Below are 20571 nucleotides of genomic sequence, written 5' to 3'. Positions count from 1 at the left end.
AATCGTCATACTGTCCTCGGGTAGTTACTTCATCATCCGTTTCAAGTCCTGCAGCTCTCTATCGTTGAGAATCTCCTTGACCATATCCCACGAGTCGATGTGGTCTCTGTGGAGTCCGCTCTTATCGAATATCTTCGCCCATCCATCTGGTGGGATGTTCCCGACAGTGTATGCAGTTTGTCTGTCTTGTTCGTTCTCAGCGTCCCCGTTTTGGGTAGGGTTTTCTTCATCATCATCCGAAGAACGGACTTCTTCAGCGCCTTCATCGGGGCGGTCGCCAGCCTGTGTTGCTTGTGAGTTAGATTCGTCCACCGTTTCCGATTCGCCTTGGGGAGCGCCAGAGGTCTCAGCAGGCTCAGAACTACTCTCACCAGGTGAAGTACGAGATGGAATATAATCCTCATATGGAGTGTCTCGGAGTTCAGGTGGCGCAACTTCTTCGTGCGGCTCAGTCTGTTGCTTGTGAGAGTCGCAGAAGTACTCAGGTTCGTCTCCGTATGGAATCCGAATTACAGCACCACAGCGGTCGCCGTCGGCGGTTGTCCCGATGCACTGGCGCACACGGTCGTCACTCCAATCCCAATCAGATTCTTCGCCGTCATCGTATTCAAGCGAGGTTTCAGGAATTCCTCGGAAGGTGTGCTTGAGTCCTTCAGGCTCACCGTCTTTAACACCGTTGTAGACACGGGCAACTTTGTGAGATTCCTTGTGGACGAAATCACACAGCTCACGAATCCAGCGGTGGATATCGTTGGCAACATGCCCGATGATGATGTAGTGGCCACCACGCTTTCGGATGAGTGTGACGAGTGGGAAGAGCTGTCCCTCAACCTGTGAGGAGTCACCGACACCGCTTGCGTGTTTGTTGGCTTCATCGAATATGAAAAGGAACGGAGTGCCTTCGTTTGCTTCGAGCCACTCGTCAAGTGTGTCCATCCCGTCGATATAGGTCGCCCGCTTCAGGCTCTCGATATTGCTGAGTAGTTTCCCATCAGGGTTCGCAAGCAACCAAATCTGAGCGAGCAAGATAGCGAAATTAGACTTACCCGCCCCCTGCTCACCCGTCATGTAAATCTGCGTCACATCCGAATCTCGCTGCGGGAGAATCCAGTTGAGAAGCCGTCGAGTGAGTTTCAGGTGCTTAAGTTCAGGACTCTCTGCACGAGAAGTGAAGTACTTGAGGAGAGTAAATCGCTCACTCTTAGCCGCCTGTGTAGCGTTCAGCGTCGTTGCCTTGGAGACGATACGGCGGTATTCCTTCGTCTCCTCGTAGAGCTTGTCCGTGGTTGCGACTACATCTTTCCACTCTTCCCACGATTCTTTCTTGTCGGCGAGAATCCGTGAGAGTTCATCATCAAGGACTTTGACTGCCCACGAGTAGAGGTGGTTTGCGTCATCTTTCCCTTCGACTTCATCACGGAGGTCGTTCGCAGTACGCCCTGTGTTGAACGAGTCAGACTTGGCGACCATCCCGAGCATCGGCGCAAGGAATATCCACCAGAGTTCAGGGAGAGAGAATTCGATACCCATCATGACGCATCACCAGCCGTTTGACTGGATTGGTCTGAGTTAGCGTTTGAAACGGAGTCGGTGAGTCCTGGGACTTCGCCTTTCTGTTCTTTCAGTTCTTGTTCGAGAGATTTCTCACCTGTGGCGACTTCTTCGTACTCTGACTCAGAGAGTTCTTCGTGCATCCACTCGTCTCGCTGTTCTGCACCCTCCATCAGTTCGCCTTCGAGCCGTGCTGTGGATTCTGCTTGGAGTTTCCGAGCCTGTCGTTTGACTAATCCCCACACATCATCTTGAATCGCCTTAGCGATGGAGCGGAAGAATTCTGCTTGTTCGAATTTCTTTTCGGCTCGTGCAAGCTCAGATGGGTCAACATCCTCCATCACGACAAAGCAGATGTTCTGCTTCGGATGGTAGTCAGAAACTGCATACGATTTTCTGATGCTGTTATGATTGACTTCGAGCAGTCGCTTCTTCTTGATTTCAACAATATGCTCGTTATCGTTGTCGTCTCGCATCCGTTTGAACACTCGGAGGTCAGCCCACCGTTTTGGACTGAGAAGCCATGAGGCGAAGTCAAGGTCTCCGACTACAGGGTCTATATCTTCGAGTTCGATTCCTTTTCTCTTCAAGAACCACTTGCCAATATAGTAGGTGATGATGCCGAGGATGAGTGTGTTGTATGCCCAGTATACCATCAGGTTCGAGTAAATTTCAGCGAGTTTGACGAGTGTGCTTGGGTCGTATAAGAAACCGAATCCCGAGATGAGTTTTGCGAACCAAGCGAGCGGGTACAAATCCCAGAACGCAAGCGAACCAATCACCCAATTGAAGGCGACGATTGTGATGATACCTACGCCGTCGATAATATCTTTCGCTTGCTTGCTGTATGGGTCGTTTCGCTCAACAAGGTCGTCTTGGTAGACTCGCTGTGTAGATTGTCCTGTGAGTGGAATTGCCATCTTACCGACTCGGTGATTGAATTTGTACGAGCCGACAAACATCAGCAAGACAACGACACCACCAACAATCCCAATTACAGGACCAAGGTCGCCTGCAGGATTCCAATTGATAACGAGAGCTGAGTGTTGAATATTGTACTGTGCTCCCGTCTCAATTGTCTTGATTGAGTCCGTCGAGGTGACTGAGACTGACCAACTTAGGATGTTACCCGTTGTTGGTGTTTCGAGTGTCTTGGATTCGTTCGGTTCCAACTCATATGATTTGATGCGTGGCTCCTGTCCAGCGTTGTTGTTCGTGACAACCCAGTGTGTTTCGTTGGTTGGATTGTAAATCGTAAAGACAGCGTGCGTGCGATTGTTACTAACTTCGTTGAGTAGAATTCCGTTGTTGAATTCGTGTTCGGCGTTCCGAGGTTCAAAAGGAGGTTCCTGAGCTGCTGAAGTATTCGACTCGTTCGAAGATGAGTTAGAATCACCACTATCCCCGACTTGGACTTGCACTTGAATATCAGAGTCACCTGAATCACTTGATGAATCAGAAGATGCAAAGTCGTCACTTGGAGTGGCCGTTGAGGTCGTGTTGTTCGAAGAGTTATTCGCCTGTGGTGTCGGTGTCGTCGTTGGCGTCTCCTGTTGGAAGTGTACATCTGCTTGTTGTGGTGAAGATGCGGCTACCGTCCCGACCGCACCCGTGAGAGCGGACGAGAAGATGAGGAGAACAGCCAGAATCGAGAATAAGTTTGTAGAAGTCATAATCTTGAATCATCGAAAGCCAGTCTCCTTGAGCATCTTATTGAAATTCCATACCACCAGAATCGTCGCCATCAATCCAATCACAAACCCACCAAGTCCGAGAATAACCATCCCGAGTTGAGTGAGTACATCAGGTAAGACGATTGCCAGAGCGACGACTAACGAGACGCCACTCACCGCAAACATGGCGATGATGAATAGCATCTTGCCGCTCGTCCACGATGCGTTTCCAGGTGATTCCGTTTGATTGAGTGGTTCTTGTAACATAGTTTATATTTTGCTTGTATAGAGACGCCCTGAGAATCGAACTCAGGTTAAAGCACCAGCACGCCTGAAATCAGTTAGCGAACGATTCAGAATCCGAAGTTGCGTCGGATTCCGCTTCCAGTCCACACGAGAATCATAAGCGCACCGATTGGCGCACCGATGATGAGGAGGACAAGAGCGAACAGTGTCACGAATTCAATCGCAACATCCTGAGCGTCACCACCGACGAACCCACCATCGTCAGATGAAGTTGAAACATCGACAGTCTGGGAGACCGTGCCGTTCTCAGCCTGTGAGCTGTCTACGGTGAAGGTCTCCGTGTAAGTCGTCTCGTTTCCGTCAGAGTCGTTGTAGACGATTTCGACCGTGTAGTCGGAACCGTCGTCAAGGTTACTTACGGAGATGGTGTTCCCGCCAACAGCATCAGACTCAGCAGACGAGAGAGCAGATTCGTTCTCTCCGATACTGTCACCCTCATAGATGTTGAAAGTGAAGTTGGAGAGAGCGTCACCGTCTTGCTCGACTGTAAAGTCGTAGTCTACTTGGAGAGCACCGAACGATGGGTCGAGAGCAGTTGTTGTGTTCTCGCTCACGGTGAAGGAACCATCAGCGTCAGCGTACCCATCAGCAACGAGTGTGTAGGTGTAGTCGCCTGTTTCGAGTTCCGTCGAGTAGTTAGAGAAGTCTGTGATGTTACCGTCGTTAACCACTCGGTCGCCCGAGGAGTTGTAAATCATCACATCTACCGAATCAACTGAACCGTTGTCGTAGGTCGAGATGTTGCCAAGCTCGACAGTACCTGTTGCTGGTTCAGATGTTCCTGTGTTGAGTGTGTACTCGAACGAGTCAGTCAGCGTTGTCCCATCACTCTGTGTGTATGAGAACTGGCCGTCTGTCCCGCTCGACTCGACAACAACACCGCTCACCTCGAAGTAAATAGTATCTCCAAGAGTGTCGGTATTAGACTCGTATGTGATTTCGAGTTCTGAGTCCGAAACCAAGTTAACCGAATTCACGGTTACATTGCCCGAGAGAACTGAAACATCAGATGCTGTTACACCCGAATAATTCAGCCCGCTACCGTTGGTTGTCACCGTAGCGGTCTCACTGGCGTTCATGCTCGGCTGTTGGACATAGAGTGGTTGAGCCGCCCCAGAACCATCGCCTGAGAAGTTATCAGCCTGAACCCCACTCGCAGAGTGAGCCAACGCTGCACCTGCGAAAAACTGCATAACCAGTCCGAAGATGGCGAAAATTGCTAGTGCTTGTACGATACGACTTGAACCGTCGTCGCCACTACCAGAGGCAGTAAGCGATTTTGGAATAAGTTTGTTTAGGTTGTAAACCATAGGTAATATAATATGTTTCAAGCACTAAAAGTATTATTGTAATCTGATACTTCAACGCATGCGTGCGCCCATACTATTTCACATACCAGTACGGCGAGCCAGACCGATGAGCAAGCACATCAACTTCAACTAAGCCGTTCAAAGCGTGTCGAACCGTATATCGAGATAATTCAACTCTCGCTTGTTGCTGTACTTCGGTGACGGTGAGTCGGATGGAATCAGTTGTGTGTACTACTCGATAGATTTCGTCTCGTGGAGCCTTAGACATATATAAAAGAACTATGTCAGGGACTAAATATTTAGTGTTGTAATATAGTTTATATAAGTATGAGTTCTTCTCAAAACAAATCGAGTATCGGCACGAAACTAACACTCGTAGTAATCGGTATCCTGATGATTGGATTGGTCGCATCGATGGCTATCATCGGGGCGGCGGCGGTCGATTCAATCGGCGACACCGAACCAGCAGGCAACGCTTCAACATCAACAGCAACAACAGATATCGGCTGGATTGAGTCAACTTCCGACGGAAACTACACCGTCACAAAACTCTATGACTCTGATGGAGACCTCATCTGGTCGGAACGGACAACACAATCAGGAGTTAGCGATACTTCTGGAAACTTTGCGTACAGCACAGCCGACAACGAGTATGTCTACACGGTCACAAACTACTACGACAGCGGAACACTCGAAGAGACGGTTCTCTACAAATACAACCGCTCTACAGGAGAGTTAGTCTCAGTAAACGAATCAGTTCCAAGTGATGTTGAAGGAATCCGAATCGACTCCTCTGGGAACATCTCTTACGAGTCTTCTGAAGAATACTCGATTACGGGGCAGACTCGGTACACGCTTGACGAGAACGCTACTATCAGCGTCTACGACACATCGACAGGTAACATCACGAAGAACATCTCGGCGAGTTCTTACGAAACTGAGTCAGCGAATATCGTCCAATCAGGCGGGACCACTCACCAAGTCCTCACAAGCACAGATGACTACACAGTCGTCTCAGTTGCAGTCGGCGACACATCCACACGAGACCTTCACATCATAGACCGTTCCTCAGGCGATTCGGTATATGAGATTGAAGATGTGGATAGTCCGCTTAGCTACGACGACTGGGAGCAGGCCGTAGCTTCACCTGACGGAGAAATCAAGATTTACGCTCGCACGGACGATACTGACGGATACACAACTCACTTCGTTCGCTTCAACTACACAACTGGAAATCTACTCGAAGAATCGACGGTGAAGAACGGGAGTGTCGAGACCGATTTTTTTCGGAACGAGTTCGCTGAGGATGTAGAATTTACTCCCGTCGGCGAACTCAACCTATCGGCAGTCAACGCTTCAGACGGCAACGCCCTCGACAGCAACGCTACAGTCAAAATCTACAACGAGAGTGGACACCTCATCTGGGAGCGGACAGATATCCCGCCATCGGATGTGTGGGAGAATTACTCAGTCGTTGAAGAAGGTATCAAGTCGGACTATCGAATCGACGCTTACGGTGGAAACTACACAGTTCGAGTGGAAGCACAGGGGTACGAAGCAGAAGTCAAAGACGCATCTGTATATCACAACGAAACGACTTCGCTCTCTTACTCACTCGCAACAGCCACTTCAGATTCAACACCGACAGGAACACTCGAAATTAGTTCAGTAACTAACGACAGCGGCACAACCATCTCAAACTGGTCGGTGGAAATCTACGATAGTAACGACTCTCTCGTCCTCAGCGATTCGAATCTATCCGCACCGTACACCACAAATCTGACTGCAAACCAAACTTACACGGTTCAGATTCTCGCCGACAACTACAACACGACCTCGCAGAGCGTCACTATCAGCGAGAACCAAACAACGAGTACCTCGTTCACACTCACTTCATCTTCAACCAGCGACGGTGACTCCACAGACAATACAACGACGACTACGACCGAAACAACAACTGAGACAAACACCACAACCACAGACGATTCAGATAGTGGTTTCGTCGGTGGAAGCGGCTCGGGAAGTCTAATCGATATCTACGCAATCATCTTGGGCGTCGGTGGGGTTGGCTTCCTCATCTTCTTGCTCCTCGCAATTCTTGGATTCCGAGAGCTGCGGAAGCACTCGTTTGTACTCATCCTCATCGTGATGGTGCTGACCACGACGGTCGGCCCGATGCTCTTCATCGACCCTGTTACAGCACAAACGGACTCGCCTGACTACGACACCGCAGACCTGCTCGTCTTCACGGCGAACGAAAACAAATCACAGGTCGCTCAGGAGATTCAAGACAAGGTAGTGGCGCTCAACCCGAACACTAGCGAAGTCGCTTGGGAGACACGACTCAACGGCTCTACTAACGCCAACATCGTCTACTCAGTCGCTTGGGACAGGTCGGTGAATCGTATCTACGCCACTTCGATGGAAGAGGATGGTAGTATTCATCTCTACGAACTTGAAGACGCCACAGGGGATGTTGAGGGTGTTCACAAGCTCAACATCACACCTGACCTAATCGGGAAAGATACAATCGCCAGAGATGGGACGCTGTACTTCACCACCGATGCGGCTAGCTACAAGTTCGATTTTGAGAGTGAGACGCTGACTGAGACAAATTCGTACCTGCCGCCTGCTGAGACATACGATATCGGATTTACAGGCGGACAGGCGGCTATCAGCACCTACGGCAACGATTACATCACAACCTATCTTGGCGAGACTGAACAGTACCAAGATAACACAAATCTCAACATCCAATCGATTCAGCACACCAAACTTGGCTTCCTGTACCAAGACGATTCGAACATCAGCTTGCGGAACACTTCTGATGGGAGTGTCTTATGGGAAGATTCAGTCGCTCAATCCACTATCTTGTATGGGGCGAGTTCGGATGGACAGGAAACAATCTACGCACGAGTCGGCGACGACCTCTACTCCTACGAGCGTTCGACAGGCAACCAGAGCGTACTGTATGACGGTTCTATTCCTTCAAACACAACTGCAGGGTTTGCTGAGGTTGATTACCGAAACGGACGCATCCACACCTACCAAACACTCGGCGGCTATAACTTGAACAACGACACGCCCACACACCTGTACCACATCCACGACAGCGAGACGGGCGACCTCCTCTACTCTGAGGAAATCGTCTACGACAGTAACCAGCACCAATCAGTCGCCATCGTATACGACAAAGCCGAAACAGTCGAAGTGATAGTCGGTTCAGGCGGCTCAGATTACTCTCTTGGAGATGTTGTCGGCCAGCAGTTGATGCTGACAATCGGTGTTCTTGGTGGAACGATTCTCGGTGTTCTTGTGGTCGTTCTTGTGTTGAGGATGGTTTGGAAGACCGTGACCACGCCGTTCAGGATTCTCTTGTTCCCGTTCAAATTCATCTGGCGAATCATCACAGCGATTCTCTAATATGACACATCTGTATTCCACCGCTTGTTGAGAGAGTGATTTGAAGCGTGATTTGGTGCTTCAATCCGCTCGAATCGATTATTTTTATTTTATCTACTAACGCCAGAATAGAGAGTACCCATATCTCTGAGAGTGACGATGGTGATACTGAAACGGCGAAAATCAACGGTTTGAGGTTAAGATGGTTTGCTCGTATGTATCAGCGATAGTGGGTGAAGATGGACTCAGAAACACCCACTCTCTAACATACCACGATAGGGCAAGTTAGAATCTAATATATATATATATATATATATATATATATATATATAACATACACAGTAAATAGTATATTAGATATAAAATAATATTACTTACTTGAAAAACCAGTTATCTACTATCCTCACAGGAGCGGCGTCGGTTCCAATTTGGCGGTGTCAGCCGCTCTAACTGCCTTCTTCAATTCTCCGTTGTTTTACCCACACTCTCTCTTCACGAGTTGGTGGAAAAAATAAAAATAATCTCTATCTCAGTAGGTCGGTTCGTAATCCTCATCCATCCTACTCAGGATTTCTTGGAACAGCACTCCTTCCCAGTTCTTCTCGGTCGTGTCGATTTGACCTTCGGCTTCGCAGATGCCTAGGTGCATCACCGTGTTGTAGTATTCTCGCAGGAGTTCTTCGTCGTCAGCGTTCTCTATCTTGTCCTCTGGTGAGAGTGTACTCTCTGCATCGTCTGGTATATCGTCGGTGATTCCGTCGCCTGTAGAATCTTCTTCACCCATACTGTATTAGAATACTATCTTCAGCTTGTTAGGCGCTCCTCATCCGTTCGAGAGTACGCCTTTAGGGTTAGATACTGTACTTACGAGCGTAGTCGGACTTGTTTACCAATCGCAAGATAGGACGGTCAGTCCTGTGCCGACATATGCTTCTGTCACAACCGTTCCGACTACACTTCCTGTTCCTTTGTTCCCTAACGCCACTAACCTTAGAGCGTCTACTATAGAGTATGTCTTCTCGGAATTCTCGAAGTCGTGAACAGAGCGAACAGGAAGAGGTCGAAGTACCGTGTCCAAATTGTGGTGAAGAAATATCTCAGTCAGAGTATCGTGAACTCGTGAAGGAAGCGCAGGAAGAGGATGACGGTGGAGTGCCGATATGGTTGTATCTTATTGGAGCGGGCGTGCTGTGGATTGTTGTGGAGATAGTGCAGTCGGGTGCGTTCTAACTCAGAATTTCGGTCGGTGGTTCTCGTTCGCTTCCTTGATTTCTTCTTGCTTGAAGTGGAGATAGTTATCAGCAGTTACCTCAACCGATTGGTGTCCCATCAGCATAGAAAGGAACTTGAGGTTCATACCGTTCTTAACCCGATAAACGGCATATGAGTGTCTGTAAGAGTGAGCGGTCGGATGGTGTAGTGGACGGCCCGCAGCATCTTCTGCATAGCTGTCGAGGATGCCTGCTCGGTCAGCAACCCGCTTCACCACTTCGTTTGGATACTTGTTCTGAACCTGTGTTGAGTAGGAAGTGCAAATCAGATAATTCGAATCAGGCGCTTTATCGTACTGTGCCCGCCCGCCTCGGTCGAGCCACTTTCTCAAAGTAGTAGAGAAATTAGAAGAGTAGTAGACGATGCGATTATCGTCGTTCTTGGCGTTGTCAATCCAGATAGACTGCTCGTCACGGTCGATATGGTCGATTTGGATAGATGCGGCTTCAGAACGGCGAACGCCTGTTTCCCAGAGGAGTTCACAAATTAGTTCCTCACGAAGACTTTCGTAGTGCTCTCGCATCAACAGGTGTTCCTCTTTCGTCACATAGTGGATGCCATCCTTGAGATTCTGTTGAGCGAGCGTCTGGTCGCCAAGTTCGGTAAGGTCTACATCGTCGGCGGCGTCAATTCCCTGCGTTTGTAAGAAGACACGGGCCGTTGAGAACAACCCTTTCACCGTCAGGTCAGAACCACCGTCACGGAGAAGAAAGTCGAGGAAGTCCTCCATATCTTCCTCATCCACTTCCTTGTACGAGTCGAAGCCAAACTCATCGAGGAACCGTTGAAACTTCCGCAACCCTTCCTGCGTGCGTGACCAAGTGGATTTATCGCCTGCTCGCAGTTTCCGACGCTCTACATACTTCTGCATATCGTCGTCCGTGATTTCGTAGGATTGCTCCATCAGTTCTCACCCTCATCTTCACCGTCGGCGTTCGTGTGCGATTCAGGGATGTTCTCAGGAGGACCTTCGTACTCGTCTACATCGGCTTCAACATCTCTTGGGTCAGCATCGAGCTGTTGCAGGAGTTGCGGGAAGTACCAGTCCCAGAGTTCCTCGTTTGCTTCTACGGATGCTTCACGCACATCTGCTTCTGTGAGTTGGTCATAGTGTACGGACTTGACTGAATCGGCAACGGCTTCGATATCACTTCGGAGCGATTCAATCTCAGAGAGAAACACTTCTTCTTGAAGCCCTTCCTCGCTTGATTCAGCGTAGTGGGCTGTGATGAAGTCCTCGACGCTCCGTCGGATGAGTTCAGTTAGTGACCCAACTTCCTGCTCGTTCTCTACAAACTCGTCCCACTCTTCCTTTGTCTCCGATTTGACCTTGATGTTGATTTGGCTCCGTGACACACCTGTAGCTACTCAGAGTGCGCTTATAGAAATTTGGTATAATTGCGACCCTACTTGCCCCAGAAGGGGTCGCGTCGGCGGTGCTTTTCGAGGTAGCCGGACAGCGCCTCCAGTTCGTCGGTGGGGATGTCGTCGCGGAGTTCCTGTTCGAGAATCTTCGCGTGCTTCTCGGGGAGTTCAATCCAGAGTTCGTCGCCCTCCGCTATCTGGCGGCCGACCGTCGGGCCGTCGATGGCGACGCTGACGCGCGAGCCGGCGCGGGCGCTCGACACGTCCTCGCCGTTCTCCTGGATGCCCGAGAGCTGGCCGACGCGGTTGGGCTCGCCGTCTTCCCACTTCACGACGTTCATGTTGTTCTTGATGGTCCCGGACATGACTTCGACGCCGACGACGGCGGGGTTGTTCTGCCGGAAGACGTGGTCTTCGAGGATGCGGAAGCGACACGGGCGGACGATTTTGTCGAGAATCGTCTCCTGTTGGGCGCGCTTCATCTCCTCGACGTGGTCTTCGTACTCCTCGACGAGCTGATAGATGACGTCGTCTTCGAACAGTTTCACGTCGTTCTTTTCGAGTTCGGCCTCGGCGTTCGAGAGCACGTCCACGTTGAAGCCGAGGATGACCTTGTGCTCGGGTTCGCGGGCGGTCGAGGCGACGGCCACGTCGCGGGGGGCCACGTCTCCGACCTCGGCGCGGAGGATGGGGACTTCGGCCTCCTGTAAGGCGTTCGCCATCGCTTCGAGACTGCCGAGCGTGTCGGCCTTGACGACGACGCCCTCCTCTTCCGTGGTGACCTCGATGTCCGCGAGTTCGGCTTCGACCTCGCGGACGACCTCGTCGAGGTCGCGGTCGCCGACGACGCGGACCGGCGCGCCGGCCATCGCGTCTTCGAGGTCGGGCGCGGCGATTTTTACGCCGGCCGCGGCGCGGACCTCCTCGACCTTGTCGAACCGCTTTTCGGTGCGAATCTCGGCGTTCGGGCGGGGCTGGAGGAGCGCGCGGACCTCGGTGACGATGGGGTCGTTCGCGCCGCCGACGACGACGGTGTCGCCCGCGCGAATCGTCCCGTCGTAGAGGACCACGTCGAGGGTCGCGCCGAAGCCGCGTTCCTCCTTGACTTCGAGGACCGTCCCGGAGCCGGGACCGGCCACGTCGATGGCCATCTCGTCTTTCATGTAGCGCTGCGAGAGGCCCATCAGGACGCCCAGCAGGTCCGGAATCCCTTCGCCGGTGAGCGCGGAGACGGGAACGACGCCGATGTTGGACTGGAAGTTCTGGACGCGCCAGTAGAAGTCCGAGGAAAAGCCGCGGTCGGAGAGTTCGCCGATAATCTCGTACAGCTTCTCGTCGAGTTTCGAGCGGGCGCGCTGTGACTGCTCCTCGTAGGTCTTCTGGATGGGGGCCCCCTCTTGGGGGTTCCAGCCCGGCGTGGTGTCTATCTTGTTCGCGGCCACGATGAACGGCGTCCCCGTCCGCTTGAGGATGTCGATTGCCTCCTCGGTCTGCGGCTGGAAGCTGTCGTTCACGTCGACCACGAGGATGGCGATGTCGGCCAGCGCCCCGCCGCGCGAGCGGAGGGTGCTGAAGGAGTGGTGCCCCGGCGTGTCGATGAACAACAGCCCCGGGAGGTCGAAATCCTCGGGTTTGACCAGGCTGCCGGCCATCTGCGAGACGGTGTCTAAGGGGACCGCGGTCGCGCCGATGTGCTGGGTGATAGCACCGGCCTCACCCTCGCTGACGGCGGAGCCGCGAATCTTGTCGAGAAGACTCGTCTTCCCGTGGTCCACGTGGCCGAGGACGGCCACGATGGGTGTGCGAAGCGTATCGGATTGTGACGTCGAATCAGTGTCGGACATGAAGAATCGCCCCGGAGAAAGCTCTTACCGGAATCGAGTCGGTGACTCAAGTTAAGTCCATCGTCACGGCCGTGCGCACGAGTCCCACGATTTGCCGTGTCGAGTGTTCTCGCGGCCCATCGGCGGACGCGGGGTGTCCGTCGGCCGCTCGTCAGACGTGCCCGTACCGTTTATGTGAACCGACGAGGAAGGGGTGTGTATGGCCGACATACTCGCCGAGAACCTCTCCGGAAAGGCCGTTATGGGCTCGGACGGGACGGAGCTCGGGATGCTGTACAACATCACGATGGATATGAAATCGGGCGAGCTGCACGACCTGCTCGTCCAGCCGAACGAGCAAATCTCCCCCGGACGCGTCTCGTTCGACCAGGACGACCACGGACGGTTCCGAGTCCCGGTGAATCGCGTGCAGGCGGTCAAGGATTACATCGTCGTCCAACGGTAGATTCAGGATAGATTCTCAATGCGGATTCTCGACGCGTCTGCGTTCATCCACGAGTACCACACCGACGACGAGACGGCCTCGATTCCCCTCGTCAAAGAAGAACTCACCGGTGAGCACGCCTTCCGCTTCGACGCCCTCGAAGGCGCGGGCATGTACGTCCACATCCCCGGACAGGGAACCGTGGACAAGGTGCTCCGCGCCGCGGGCGAGACCGGCGACCGCGACGTGCTCTCGGAGACCGACACGCGCCTCATCGCCGCCGCGTTCGAACTCGACGCGACGCTCGTCACCGACGACTACGCGATGCAGAACGTCGCCGAACGGCTCAACGTCGGCGTCGAAGTCATCGCCCAAGACGGCATCGCGGAACAGCGAACTTGGAAGTTCCAGTGTCAGGGCTGCGGCCGCGAGTTCGACGAGGACAAAGAGCGCTGTCCCATCTGCGGGATGGAGCTGTCGCGGAAGAACCCGGCGTAAGCCGGTCGCCGCCCGCGGTTCGATTTCGCTTTTTCAGACCATACCGGTCGCCTGCGCGTAGCTCACGAGGAACTGGACCGCGTTGTACAGTCCGTGGACCAGCGCGACGACGAGCAGGTTCCCGCTTTTCTCGTAGACGACCGCGAGGATGCTCCCGAGGACGAGCACCATCCCCAACGAGACGTACAGCCCCTCGCCGGAGAACGACCAGAGGTGAATCGACGCGAACACCAGACTCGACAGGACGACCGCCGAGGCGGGCCCCCACAGCCGCCGGAGTTCGCCGAAGGCGATGCCGCGGAAGATGAGCTCCTCCGCCGGGCCGACGAGGACGATGGTGACGACCGTGAGATACAGGAAGTACACCGGGTTCTCGCGGCCCTGCTGGGCGATGACGCTGTCGCCGCTCTGGATGCCGAGGGCGGACATCAGCGCCGACGCGCCGAGGTAGACGCCCATCACGGCGACGAACCCGCCCGCAATCCACAGGGCGTCGCGCGCGGTCGGTCGCTCGAACCGAATCAACTCCCAGTCGTCGCGCATAGAGAGGTAGCCCGCGCCGACGACGCCGAAGCCGACGAACTGCCCGGCGCTCTGAATCGCCCCGATGAGCGCGGTGTCGCCCGGCACCACGCCGCGAGCGAGGCCGCCGGCGAGCGAGCCGAACGTCGCGCCGACGAGGAGCGAGAGGGCGACGACGATGATGATGCCACCGTACGCCTGGAGGTGGTCTGCGAGGCTCGCAGACGTGCGGGCGGTGTCGTGTGCCATTGTCCCCCCTTCGGAATGGGGTCGGATAATCGATTCGGGTCGGATATCGGTTTTCTGCGGTGGTGATTCGTCTGCCGTCGGAACGGGGTGCAGTACCGACGGCACCTCGAAAGCCCCCGCGGTCGACGACTCCCGCGGACCGGCGCGGACCTCGGCCTCCGGCCTGCGGTCCTCACCGGTCCGGGGTTCGCCCTCGACCGCGGCCCCTTTCAGTCCCGCCCCGTGGACTGTTCGGTCGTCGTCGCTGGGTGGCTGTTCGGTCGTCGTCGCAAAAGCCGATTCTCGACCGTAGTCGCCGCGAATCGCTCGCTCCGACTACTCGACGACCAGCCGGGACTTCTCTTCGACCGCGTCGGCCTCCTCGAAGTCGCCGCCGCCGAGCAGGCCGCGGGCGGCGCGTTTGCCCCACTCGACCGCCGGCTGGACGAACGTGTCCACGCTGGCGAGTTCGCCGTAGAGGACGCAGGCGGCCTCCATCGCGTAGAGCAGTTCACCGAGGCCGTACTCGTCGACGCGGTCGAGTTCGATGCGGACGCTCGGGCGGCCGGCGGCGGCAAGACTCGCCTCGGTCGCCTCGAACTCGGCGTCGAGCAGGTCACCGAGCGACGAGCCGCCGAGATACGCGAGGCCGTCGAGGTCGGTCTCGGGGATGGCGACGTCCTCGCACTCCGTGGCGCGGACGAGGGTCACGAGCTTGTCCCGCGGGCCGGCGCGGTACAGCTGGAGCTGGGAATGCTGGTCGGTCGCGCCGAGCGCCCGCAGGGGCGTCTGGCCGAGACCGTCCTTCCCGAGCGACTCGGCCCACAGCTGGGCGAACCACTCGGAGAACGTTTCGAGCGATTCCGCGTAGGGCATCATCGCGTTCTGCTGCATGCCGCGCTCGGCGAGCGCGTAGGACACCGCGCCGTAGGCGTACGCCGGCGAGTCGAAAAGCGAGTCAGACAGGCGCGCTTCCTGTGCGGCCGCGCCCTCCAAGACCGCCTCGATGTCGTGGCCGCAGAGGGCCGCGGCGGCGAGGCCGACCGTCGAGAGCACCGAAAACCGGCCGGGGACGCCGTCGGGCACGGGAAGCGACGGGAGGTCGTGTTTGTCGGCGAGGTCGCGGAGGTTGCCCTCCTCGCCGGTCGTGACGAACGTCCGGTCGGTCCAGTCGACGCCCGCGTCGGCCATGGCCTCCCGCACGACGAGGAAGTTCGCCAGCGTCTCGGCGGTCGTGCCGGACCGCGAGACGACGTTGACGACGGTCGACGCGAGGTCCAGCGAGTCGAGGAGGCGCTCGACGGCTTCGGGGTCGACGTTGTCGAGGTAGTGGGCGTCCACGTCGCTTTCGAGCGCGTCGGTGAGGGTGGCCGCGCCGAGGGCGCTCCCGCCGATGCCGACCGTGACGACCGCCGAGGGGTCGTCGAACCGGCTCACCGCGTCGCGAATCGCCGCGGGGTCGGTGCTGTTCGGGAGGTTCAGCGATTCGTAGCCGTGTTCTCCGGCCTCGCGGCCCCGTTCGATGCGGTCGTGGGCGGCCGCGACGCGGCCGTCGAGTCGGTCGAGCGCCTCGCGGGAGACGCCGTGGGCCGGCGCCGTGTCGAGGACGTTCCCGAGGTCTACCTGCATACTGGATGCCGCGTCGCCCGGCGTCAAAACGACACCGGTCGCTTTAATCGCGACCGCTCCCAAAGGCGACCGATGGCAGACGACTACGGCGGCGTCGTCGGCGCGTTCCCGTACGCCTTCCGGCACAGCGAGTCGTGGCTGTTCAAGTTTTACGTGCTCGTCGGTGCGCTGGCGACGGGTATCGTCTCGTTGTTCGTCGTCTTCGGACTCGTGGTCCTCATCGCCGCGACCGCCGGCGTCCCCGGCGGCTCGCTCACCCTCTCGCGGTCGTTCTACGTCCTCGTGGGGCTGTTCGTCGTCGCGCCGCTCGTCGCCCCGATACTGTTCGTCGCCCGCCGACACCGCCGCACCGGGTCGAAGCCGCGGTACGACCTGAGCCTCGCGCTCGCGGGCTTCGTGTTCATGCTGTCGGTGTACGTGGGGCTTCTCGCATCGGTTCCCGCGGAGCTTCAGACGCCGGCCGAGCCGTTCACCGTGGGCCCCGTGACCGTCTCGGCGCTCGTCCCCGTCGTTCGACTGCTCTACGACCTGCCCGCGCTCTACGGCCTCGTCCCGCCGGTCGCGTGCGCGGTGGGTATCTACGGGATTCACCGACTGCTTCGCTAACCGCGACCCGCGCGTTCTCTCAGCCGACCCTCGCCGCCAACTCGTCGCGGTAGCGGTAGACGACCGCCGAGGCGACGACGCCGATTCCGACGAGGAGCACCACCGCCTCGTAGTTCGCCGCGCCCGCGTTCTGCCCGGCGGCCGCGGCGAGCGCGAACGTTGGCAAGCGACCGACGGCGACGAGGACGACGAGCGTCCGCAGTCGAAGCGGCGAGAGCCCGGCGAGGGCACAGAGCGCGTCGTCCGGGAACGCGGGCAGGAGAAACAGGACGAACAGCCCGGCGACGCCCCGGCGGTCGGCGAAGCCGTCGAACCGCGCGAGGGCGTCGTCGGAGACGAAACGTTCGACTGCGGGCCGGCCGAATCGCCGGGCGAGCAGGAAGACGACGGCGCTTCCGGCGACGACGCCGACCATGCTGTACGCCGTGCCGGCGACCGTCCCGAACAGATAGCCGCCGACGGCGGCGAGCGCTTGGCCGGGAATCGGCGCGAGAATCACCTGGAGCGTCTGGATACCGACGAACACCAGCGGGGCGAACGCCCCGGTCGATTCGACGGCCGAGCGGACCCACGCCGGGTCAGCGAGGCGCGGGGCGAACGCGGCCACGCCGACCGCGAAGGCGACCGCGACGCCCCCGACTCTGACGAGCGCCGCGTTCCGCGCGTCGGTCGAGTCGAACAGCCGCCCGCTCACAGGAACGAGGCGGTCTTGAGTCGAGCGTTCAGCGCGTACTTCCGCAGGTACTGGAGGGCGGTCGTCCGCGTCCCGCGAGCGACGGTTCGCCCGGCGCGAATCCCGTCCAAGATGGCGTCCGTCGTGACGCCGCCGTCCGCCTCGACCGAGACGGCCGTGTACGCCTGTCCGACCAGCGCGGGCCGGTGCGCATCGCTCCCGCCCGTGCCCGGGAGTCCCTGCCGGCGGGCGTAGCGCCGCGCCTGTCCGTTTCTGAATCCGGTGAGCGTGTGGGCGTTGTACGCCTCGATGGCGTCAACGTCCCGAATCGCCCGCCGAGACGCGCCGTGTCGGAACGTCTGAAACGGGTGCGGCACGACCGCGAGTCCGCCCGCCTCGCGGACTCCTCGTGCCGTCTCCGAGAGCGGTCGCCTCGTCGCCGGCGGGTCGTCGACGCCGAGCGCGAGGAGGTGGCCGTCGGCCGTCGAGACCTCGACGCCGGGGACGACCCGGACGCCGTACTCGTGGGCGATGTCGAACGCCCGCGGGAGCGACCCGACCGAGTCGTGGTCGGTGATGGCGACCGCGTCGAGGCCGACCGCCGCCGCGCGGGCCAACACCGCTTCGACCGACATCTCGCAGTCGTAGGAGGCGTCGGTGTGGACGTGGAGGTCCACCGCGAGCGTTCGCGCTCCCCGCGCGTCCTGCGTCCGACCGCTCATACCACGCCGAACTCGAGCGCGAGGCAGCCGACGACCGTCAGGACGCCGGCGACGCCGACGAGGACGTGCCCCGCGTCGGTTTTGTACGCCTTGTAGTCGGAGGTCATGAGCGGGCAGACCGCCACGATGGTCGCGCCCGCGACCCAGCCGTTCCACAGCGGGACGAACTGGAGGAGGAAGTAGTTCGCCAGCACCACGAGGTGCGTGTGGACGACCGTCGTCCCGTGGTAGTACGACGTTCCCGAGTCGTCGCCGAACCCCTCGCTGTTGTGGCGGATGAGTCGCAGACCGCCGAAGGTGAGGACGACGAAGCCGACGACGGCGCTCACGACCGGGTTGGGCGCGAGCGCGACGTGGTACAGGAGCGCCGCCGACACGAGGTACGCGAAGATGTCGATAAACGAGTCTATCTGTCGGCCGAACGCCGAGGCGGTCCCGGTCTTGCGGGCGTAGTAGCCGTCGGCCTTGTCGAAGGCGAAGCCGGCGAGGACGGCCACGATGGCCCAGTTCGGCTCGCCCGACACGAACAGTATCGCGCCGACCCACGCCCAGAAGAGCGCGCCCAGACTCAACCAGTCCGCGGTCCCGAGCCGCGAAATCATGTTCTCCCCCGTCGATGAGCGCACGACCTCGCTCGCCCGCGCGTCGACCGCGTCCAGCCTCCCGCGAACTGCTGACCTGAGTTCGTCCGTCATGCCTGTCTGTCAGACACACTCGCTCGACCGAGTATAAATTTAACCGATATAGTATATATAAATCAAATATCTATATATTAACGTTCCCGAACGGAGCGCTCGGGACGGCACTGACTGTTCTGTACCGCTATGAACGCGGTTTGACGCGCCGGCGTCGCCACGGGCCGACCCGGTAGTACGCCCGGGTGCGGGCGACTCGGAAACCGACGCTCTCGAAGGTCCACTGCGAGGGTCGGTTGTCGCGGGCGACGAGCGCGTGGACCGTCTCGGCTCCCCGTTCGCCGGCGACGGCGACGGCCCGCGAGACGAGCGCGGTGGCGATGCCGCGGTTCCGCGCCTCGGGCGCGACGAACACCCGGCGGACGTAGCCGCCGGGGAACGTCACGTCGGTCTCCAGCGGGTGGACGTGGTACGTCAGGCCGGGGTCACCGAGAAAGAGGTAGCCGACGAGGTCGGAGTCCGCGGCTTCACCGTTCTCACCGCCCTCGCCGTCTCTCTCTCCGCCCTCGGCGTCGAACGCGCACACCGCCGTCTCGTCGTCTCGGAGCTCGGAAAACGCGTCGTAGCGCCCCTCGAATCGACGCGTCTCCGCGGGGTCGAGCGCGCGAATCTCGACTCCCGACGGGGGCTCGTGGTCGGCGTCCGCCGCGGCGGCGTCCGCGACGTACTCGTCCATCTGCGTCGCCGTGAGGCCGCGGGCCTTGAGCGCGTCGTAGACGCGGCGGGCCGTCTCGGTCCGGGTCAACCGCCAGAGCGCGGGCATCGTCAGTCGCCTCGAAGCGCCGCGAGAAAAGCCCACCGTCGCCGTGGGTATCGGTGGCATACGCGGCCGCGAGCGCCCGAAACGGGGAAAAGGCCCGGTGGCGTACAGCGGGTGATGACCGAGTCCGAGACCGACACCGAGGCCGAGTCCGAGCGAACGGGAACGTTTCTCGTCACCGCCGCCGACGAGGAGTCGGCCGTCCTGAAGGACGTTCACTCCGGGCAGGTCCACGCGCTCTCGTCGAACCCCGGCGTCTCCGAGGACGAAGCCGTCCGGGGGACCGTCGCACCCGACCCGCCGATGAACGTCTCGTGGCAGCTCGTGGAGGTCGAGTCGCGCTGGACCGTCTCCGTCGAGCGCTCCACCGAGTCGCCGACGACGAACTCCCGCGACATCGCCGCCGACAACCCCGACGGCGAACTCGTCCGCGAGGAACGCGCCGGGACCGGCGAGATTCACGTCCTGTCGGTCCCCGACGACATGACCGAACAGGCCGTCGACGACATCCTCGACGACAGAGAGGGCCTGCTGTCGCGGGCCGCCAGACTCGACGTGAACCGCGTCGAAATCCGCTCGCAACCGGGGGTCGTCGCGGTCCGCTACATGCCCTGACAGGTCGGTTTTTCCCCCGGAGTTCGTCTCGCGTTCTACCGCTGTTCCGCCGTCGAGGAGACCGGCCCGTCCGCGCTCTGGACGCACCACCCGCCGTGGACGCTCCCCTCGCGCTCGACGAACTCGACTGTCGTCTCGTCGCCAATGCGGGTCGCCCCTTCGGGGTCGAGTTCCTCCACGCGGAGCGTCAGCGTCAGCGAGTCGCCGCAACAGCCAACGTCGAGGAACTCCTCCCACTCGTCGCCCGGCGCGGCGTCCTCGTGGACCCGTCGCAGGTAGGTCACGAAGCGGTCGGCGGTCAGTTGGTCGTGGCCCCACGCGCTGAGTTCGTCGGGGAAGGAGACGACCACGCGGGTCGCCGTCGGTTCGGTCGTCATAGTTCACGATTGTCGGCCAACGATTATGGGCCTGTCGCGGGTTCGCCGTGCGCTCGCCAGACCGCGCCGCGGCCGAAATCGTCCGCGGATAAGAAACCT

20 protein-coding genes are annotated in these 20571 nt (G+C 58.2%); 5 read left to right on the top strand and 15 right to left on the bottom strand.

Annotation, left to right across the window (positions count from 1 at the left end; translation table 11 throughout):
- Positions 1 to 24 precede the first annotated feature (24 nt).
- The 4 genes from ACSR87_RS06125 to ACSR87_RS06110 form a co-directional block, all read right to left on the bottom strand.
- Entirely contained in the window at positions 25 to 1533 is a 1509-nt protein-coding gene (locus ACSR87_RS06125; protein WP_498529840.1) for a hypothetical protein, read from the bottom strand.
- On the bottom strand, positions 1530 to 3224 hold the full coding sequence (locus ACSR87_RS06120; protein WP_498529839.1) for a hypothetical protein: 1695 nt from the start codon (positions 3222 to 3224) through the stop codon (positions 1530 to 1532). Before ACSR87_RS06120 ends, ACSR87_RS06125 begins: the two co-directional genes overlap by 4 nt.
- A 9-nt stretch (positions 3225 to 3233) precedes the next feature.
- Positions 3234 to 3428 carry a hypothetical protein gene (locus ACSR87_RS06115; protein WP_498529838.1) on the bottom strand — a complete coding sequence of 65 codons (195 nt, stop codon included), beginning with the start codon at positions 3426 to 3428 and terminating at the stop codon, positions 3234 to 3236.
- Positions 3429 to 3577: 149 nt separating this feature from the next.
- The gene (locus ACSR87_RS06110) at positions 3578 to 4840 is read right to left on the bottom strand and encodes a hypothetical protein (RefSeq protein WP_498529837.1); all 1263 of its coding nucleotides are present in this window, start codon (positions 4838 to 4840) and stop codon (positions 3578 to 3580) included.
- 327 nt (positions 4841 to 5167) lie between these two features.
- On the opposite strand from ACSR87_RS06110, the gene ACSR87_RS06105 reads away from it, so the two are divergent.
- Positions 5168 to 8263: a hypothetical protein gene (locus tag ACSR87_RS06105; protein ID WP_498529836.1), complete on the top strand. Its 3096-nt coding sequence runs from the start codon at positions 5168 to 5170 to the stop codon at positions 8261 to 8263.
- A gap of 508 nt (positions 8264 to 8771) precedes the next feature.
- Here ACSR87_RS06105 and ACSR87_RS06100 read toward each other — a convergent pair.
- From ACSR87_RS06100 to infB, 4 genes are all read right to left on the bottom strand, one after another.
- Complete coding sequence (locus tag ACSR87_RS06100; protein WP_498529835.1) at positions 8772 to 9026, bottom strand: hypothetical protein; 255 nt, start codon at positions 9024 to 9026, stop codon at positions 8772 to 8774.
- 447 nt (positions 9027 to 9473) lie between these two features.
- Positions 9474 to 10418 carry a tyrosine-type recombinase/integrase gene (locus tag ACSR87_RS06095; protein WP_498529834.1) on the bottom strand — a complete coding sequence of 315 codons (945 nt, stop codon included), beginning with the start codon at positions 10416 to 10418 and terminating at the stop codon, positions 9474 to 9476.
- Positions 10418 to 10870: a hypothetical protein gene (locus ACSR87_RS06090; RefSeq protein WP_498529833.1), complete on the bottom strand. Its 453-nt coding sequence runs from the start codon at positions 10868 to 10870 to the stop codon at positions 10418 to 10420. Before ACSR87_RS06090 ends, ACSR87_RS06095 begins: the two co-directional genes overlap by 1 nt.
- Positions 10871 to 10920: 50 nt before the next feature.
- On the bottom strand, positions 10921 to 12723 hold the full coding sequence (gene infB, locus ACSR87_RS06085) for a translation initiation factor IF-2 (RefSeq protein WP_498529832.1): 1803 nt from the start codon (positions 12721 to 12723) through the stop codon (positions 10921 to 10923).
- 199 nt (positions 12724 to 12922) lie between these two features.
- On the opposite strand from infB, the gene ACSR87_RS06080 reads away from it, so the two are divergent.
- Positions 12923 to 13168 (top strand): PRC-barrel domain-containing protein, encoded by a 246-nt coding sequence (locus ACSR87_RS06080; protein ID WP_004041843.1) that lies wholly within the window; start codon positions 12923 to 12925, stop codon positions 13166 to 13168.
- Positions 13169 to 13186: 18 nt separating this feature from the next.
- Positions 13187 to 13645, top strand: a complete 459-nt coding sequence (locus tag ACSR87_RS06075; protein ID WP_004062937.1) for an NOB1 family endonuclease — start codon at positions 13187 to 13189, stop codon at positions 13643 to 13645.
- A 33-nt stretch (positions 13646 to 13678) separates the two neighbouring features.
- Here ACSR87_RS06075 and ACSR87_RS06070 read toward each other — a convergent pair whose 3' ends face one another.
- Positions 13679 to 14416 (bottom strand): CPBP family intramembrane glutamic endopeptidase, encoded by a 738-nt coding sequence (locus tag ACSR87_RS06070; protein WP_498529831.1) that lies wholly within the window; start codon positions 14414 to 14416, stop codon positions 13679 to 13681.
- Positions 14417 to 14731: 315 nt separating this feature from the next.
- Positions 14732 to 16024 (bottom strand): phosphoglucose isomerase-related protein, encoded by a 1293-nt coding sequence (locus ACSR87_RS06065; RefSeq protein WP_498529830.1) that lies wholly within the window; start codon positions 16022 to 16024, stop codon positions 14732 to 14734.
- A gap of 72 nt (positions 16025 to 16096) precedes the next feature.
- Between ACSR87_RS06065 and ACSR87_RS06060 the strand changes: the two genes are divergently transcribed.
- The gene (locus ACSR87_RS06060) at positions 16097 to 16630 is read left to right on the top strand and encodes a DUF8056 family protein (RefSeq protein ID WP_498529829.1); all 534 of its coding nucleotides are present in this window, start codon (positions 16097 to 16099) and stop codon (positions 16628 to 16630) included.
- Between the two features lie 19 nt (positions 16631 to 16649).
- Here the strand turns inward: ACSR87_RS06060 and ACSR87_RS06055 are convergent, their stop codons facing one another.
- The 4 genes from ACSR87_RS06055 to ACSR87_RS06040 form a co-directional block, all read right to left on the bottom strand.
- The gene (locus tag ACSR87_RS06055; RefSeq protein ID WP_498529828.1) at positions 16650 to 17324 is read right to left on the bottom strand and encodes a TVP38/TMEM64 family protein; all 675 of its coding nucleotides are present in this window, start codon (positions 17322 to 17324) and stop codon (positions 16650 to 16652) included.
- Complete coding sequence (locus ACSR87_RS06050; protein ID WP_498529827.1) at positions 17321 to 18025, bottom strand: CehA/McbA family metallohydrolase; 705 nt, start codon at positions 18023 to 18025, stop codon at positions 17321 to 17323. Before ACSR87_RS06050 ends, ACSR87_RS06055 begins: the two co-directional genes overlap by 4 nt.
- Positions 18022 to 18720 (bottom strand): CDP-alcohol phosphatidyltransferase family protein, encoded by a 699-nt coding sequence (locus ACSR87_RS06045; protein ID WP_008575002.1) that lies wholly within the window; start codon positions 18718 to 18720, stop codon positions 18022 to 18024. The genes ACSR87_RS06050 and ACSR87_RS06045 overlap by 4 nt, the downstream gene beginning before the upstream one ends.
- Before the next feature lie 127 nt (positions 18721 to 18847).
- The gene (locus ACSR87_RS06040) at positions 18848 to 19483 is read right to left on the bottom strand and encodes a GNAT family N-acetyltransferase (protein ID WP_498531043.1); all 636 of its coding nucleotides are present in this window, start codon (positions 19481 to 19483) and stop codon (positions 18848 to 18850) included.
- Between the two features lie 114 nt (positions 19484 to 19597).
- On the opposite strand from ACSR87_RS06040, the gene ACSR87_RS06035 reads away from it, so the two are divergent.
- Positions 19598 to 20095, top strand: coding sequence for a DUF5812 family protein (locus tag ACSR87_RS06035; RefSeq protein WP_115861159.1), 498 nt, complete (start codon positions 19598 to 19600; stop codon positions 20093 to 20095).
- Positions 20096 to 20130: 35 nt separating this feature from the next.
- Here the strand turns inward: ACSR87_RS06035 and ACSR87_RS06030 are convergent, their stop codons facing one another.
- Positions 20131 to 20472 carry a DUF7968 family protein gene (locus ACSR87_RS06030; protein WP_498529826.1) on the bottom strand — a complete coding sequence of 114 codons (342 nt, stop codon included), beginning with the start codon at positions 20470 to 20472 and terminating at the stop codon, positions 20131 to 20133.
- Positions 20473 to 20571: the final 99 nt, after the last annotated feature.

Source organism: Haloferax sp. SDI50, assembly GCF_059802635.1.
This window is presented reverse-complemented; position numbering and strand designations above follow the sequence as displayed.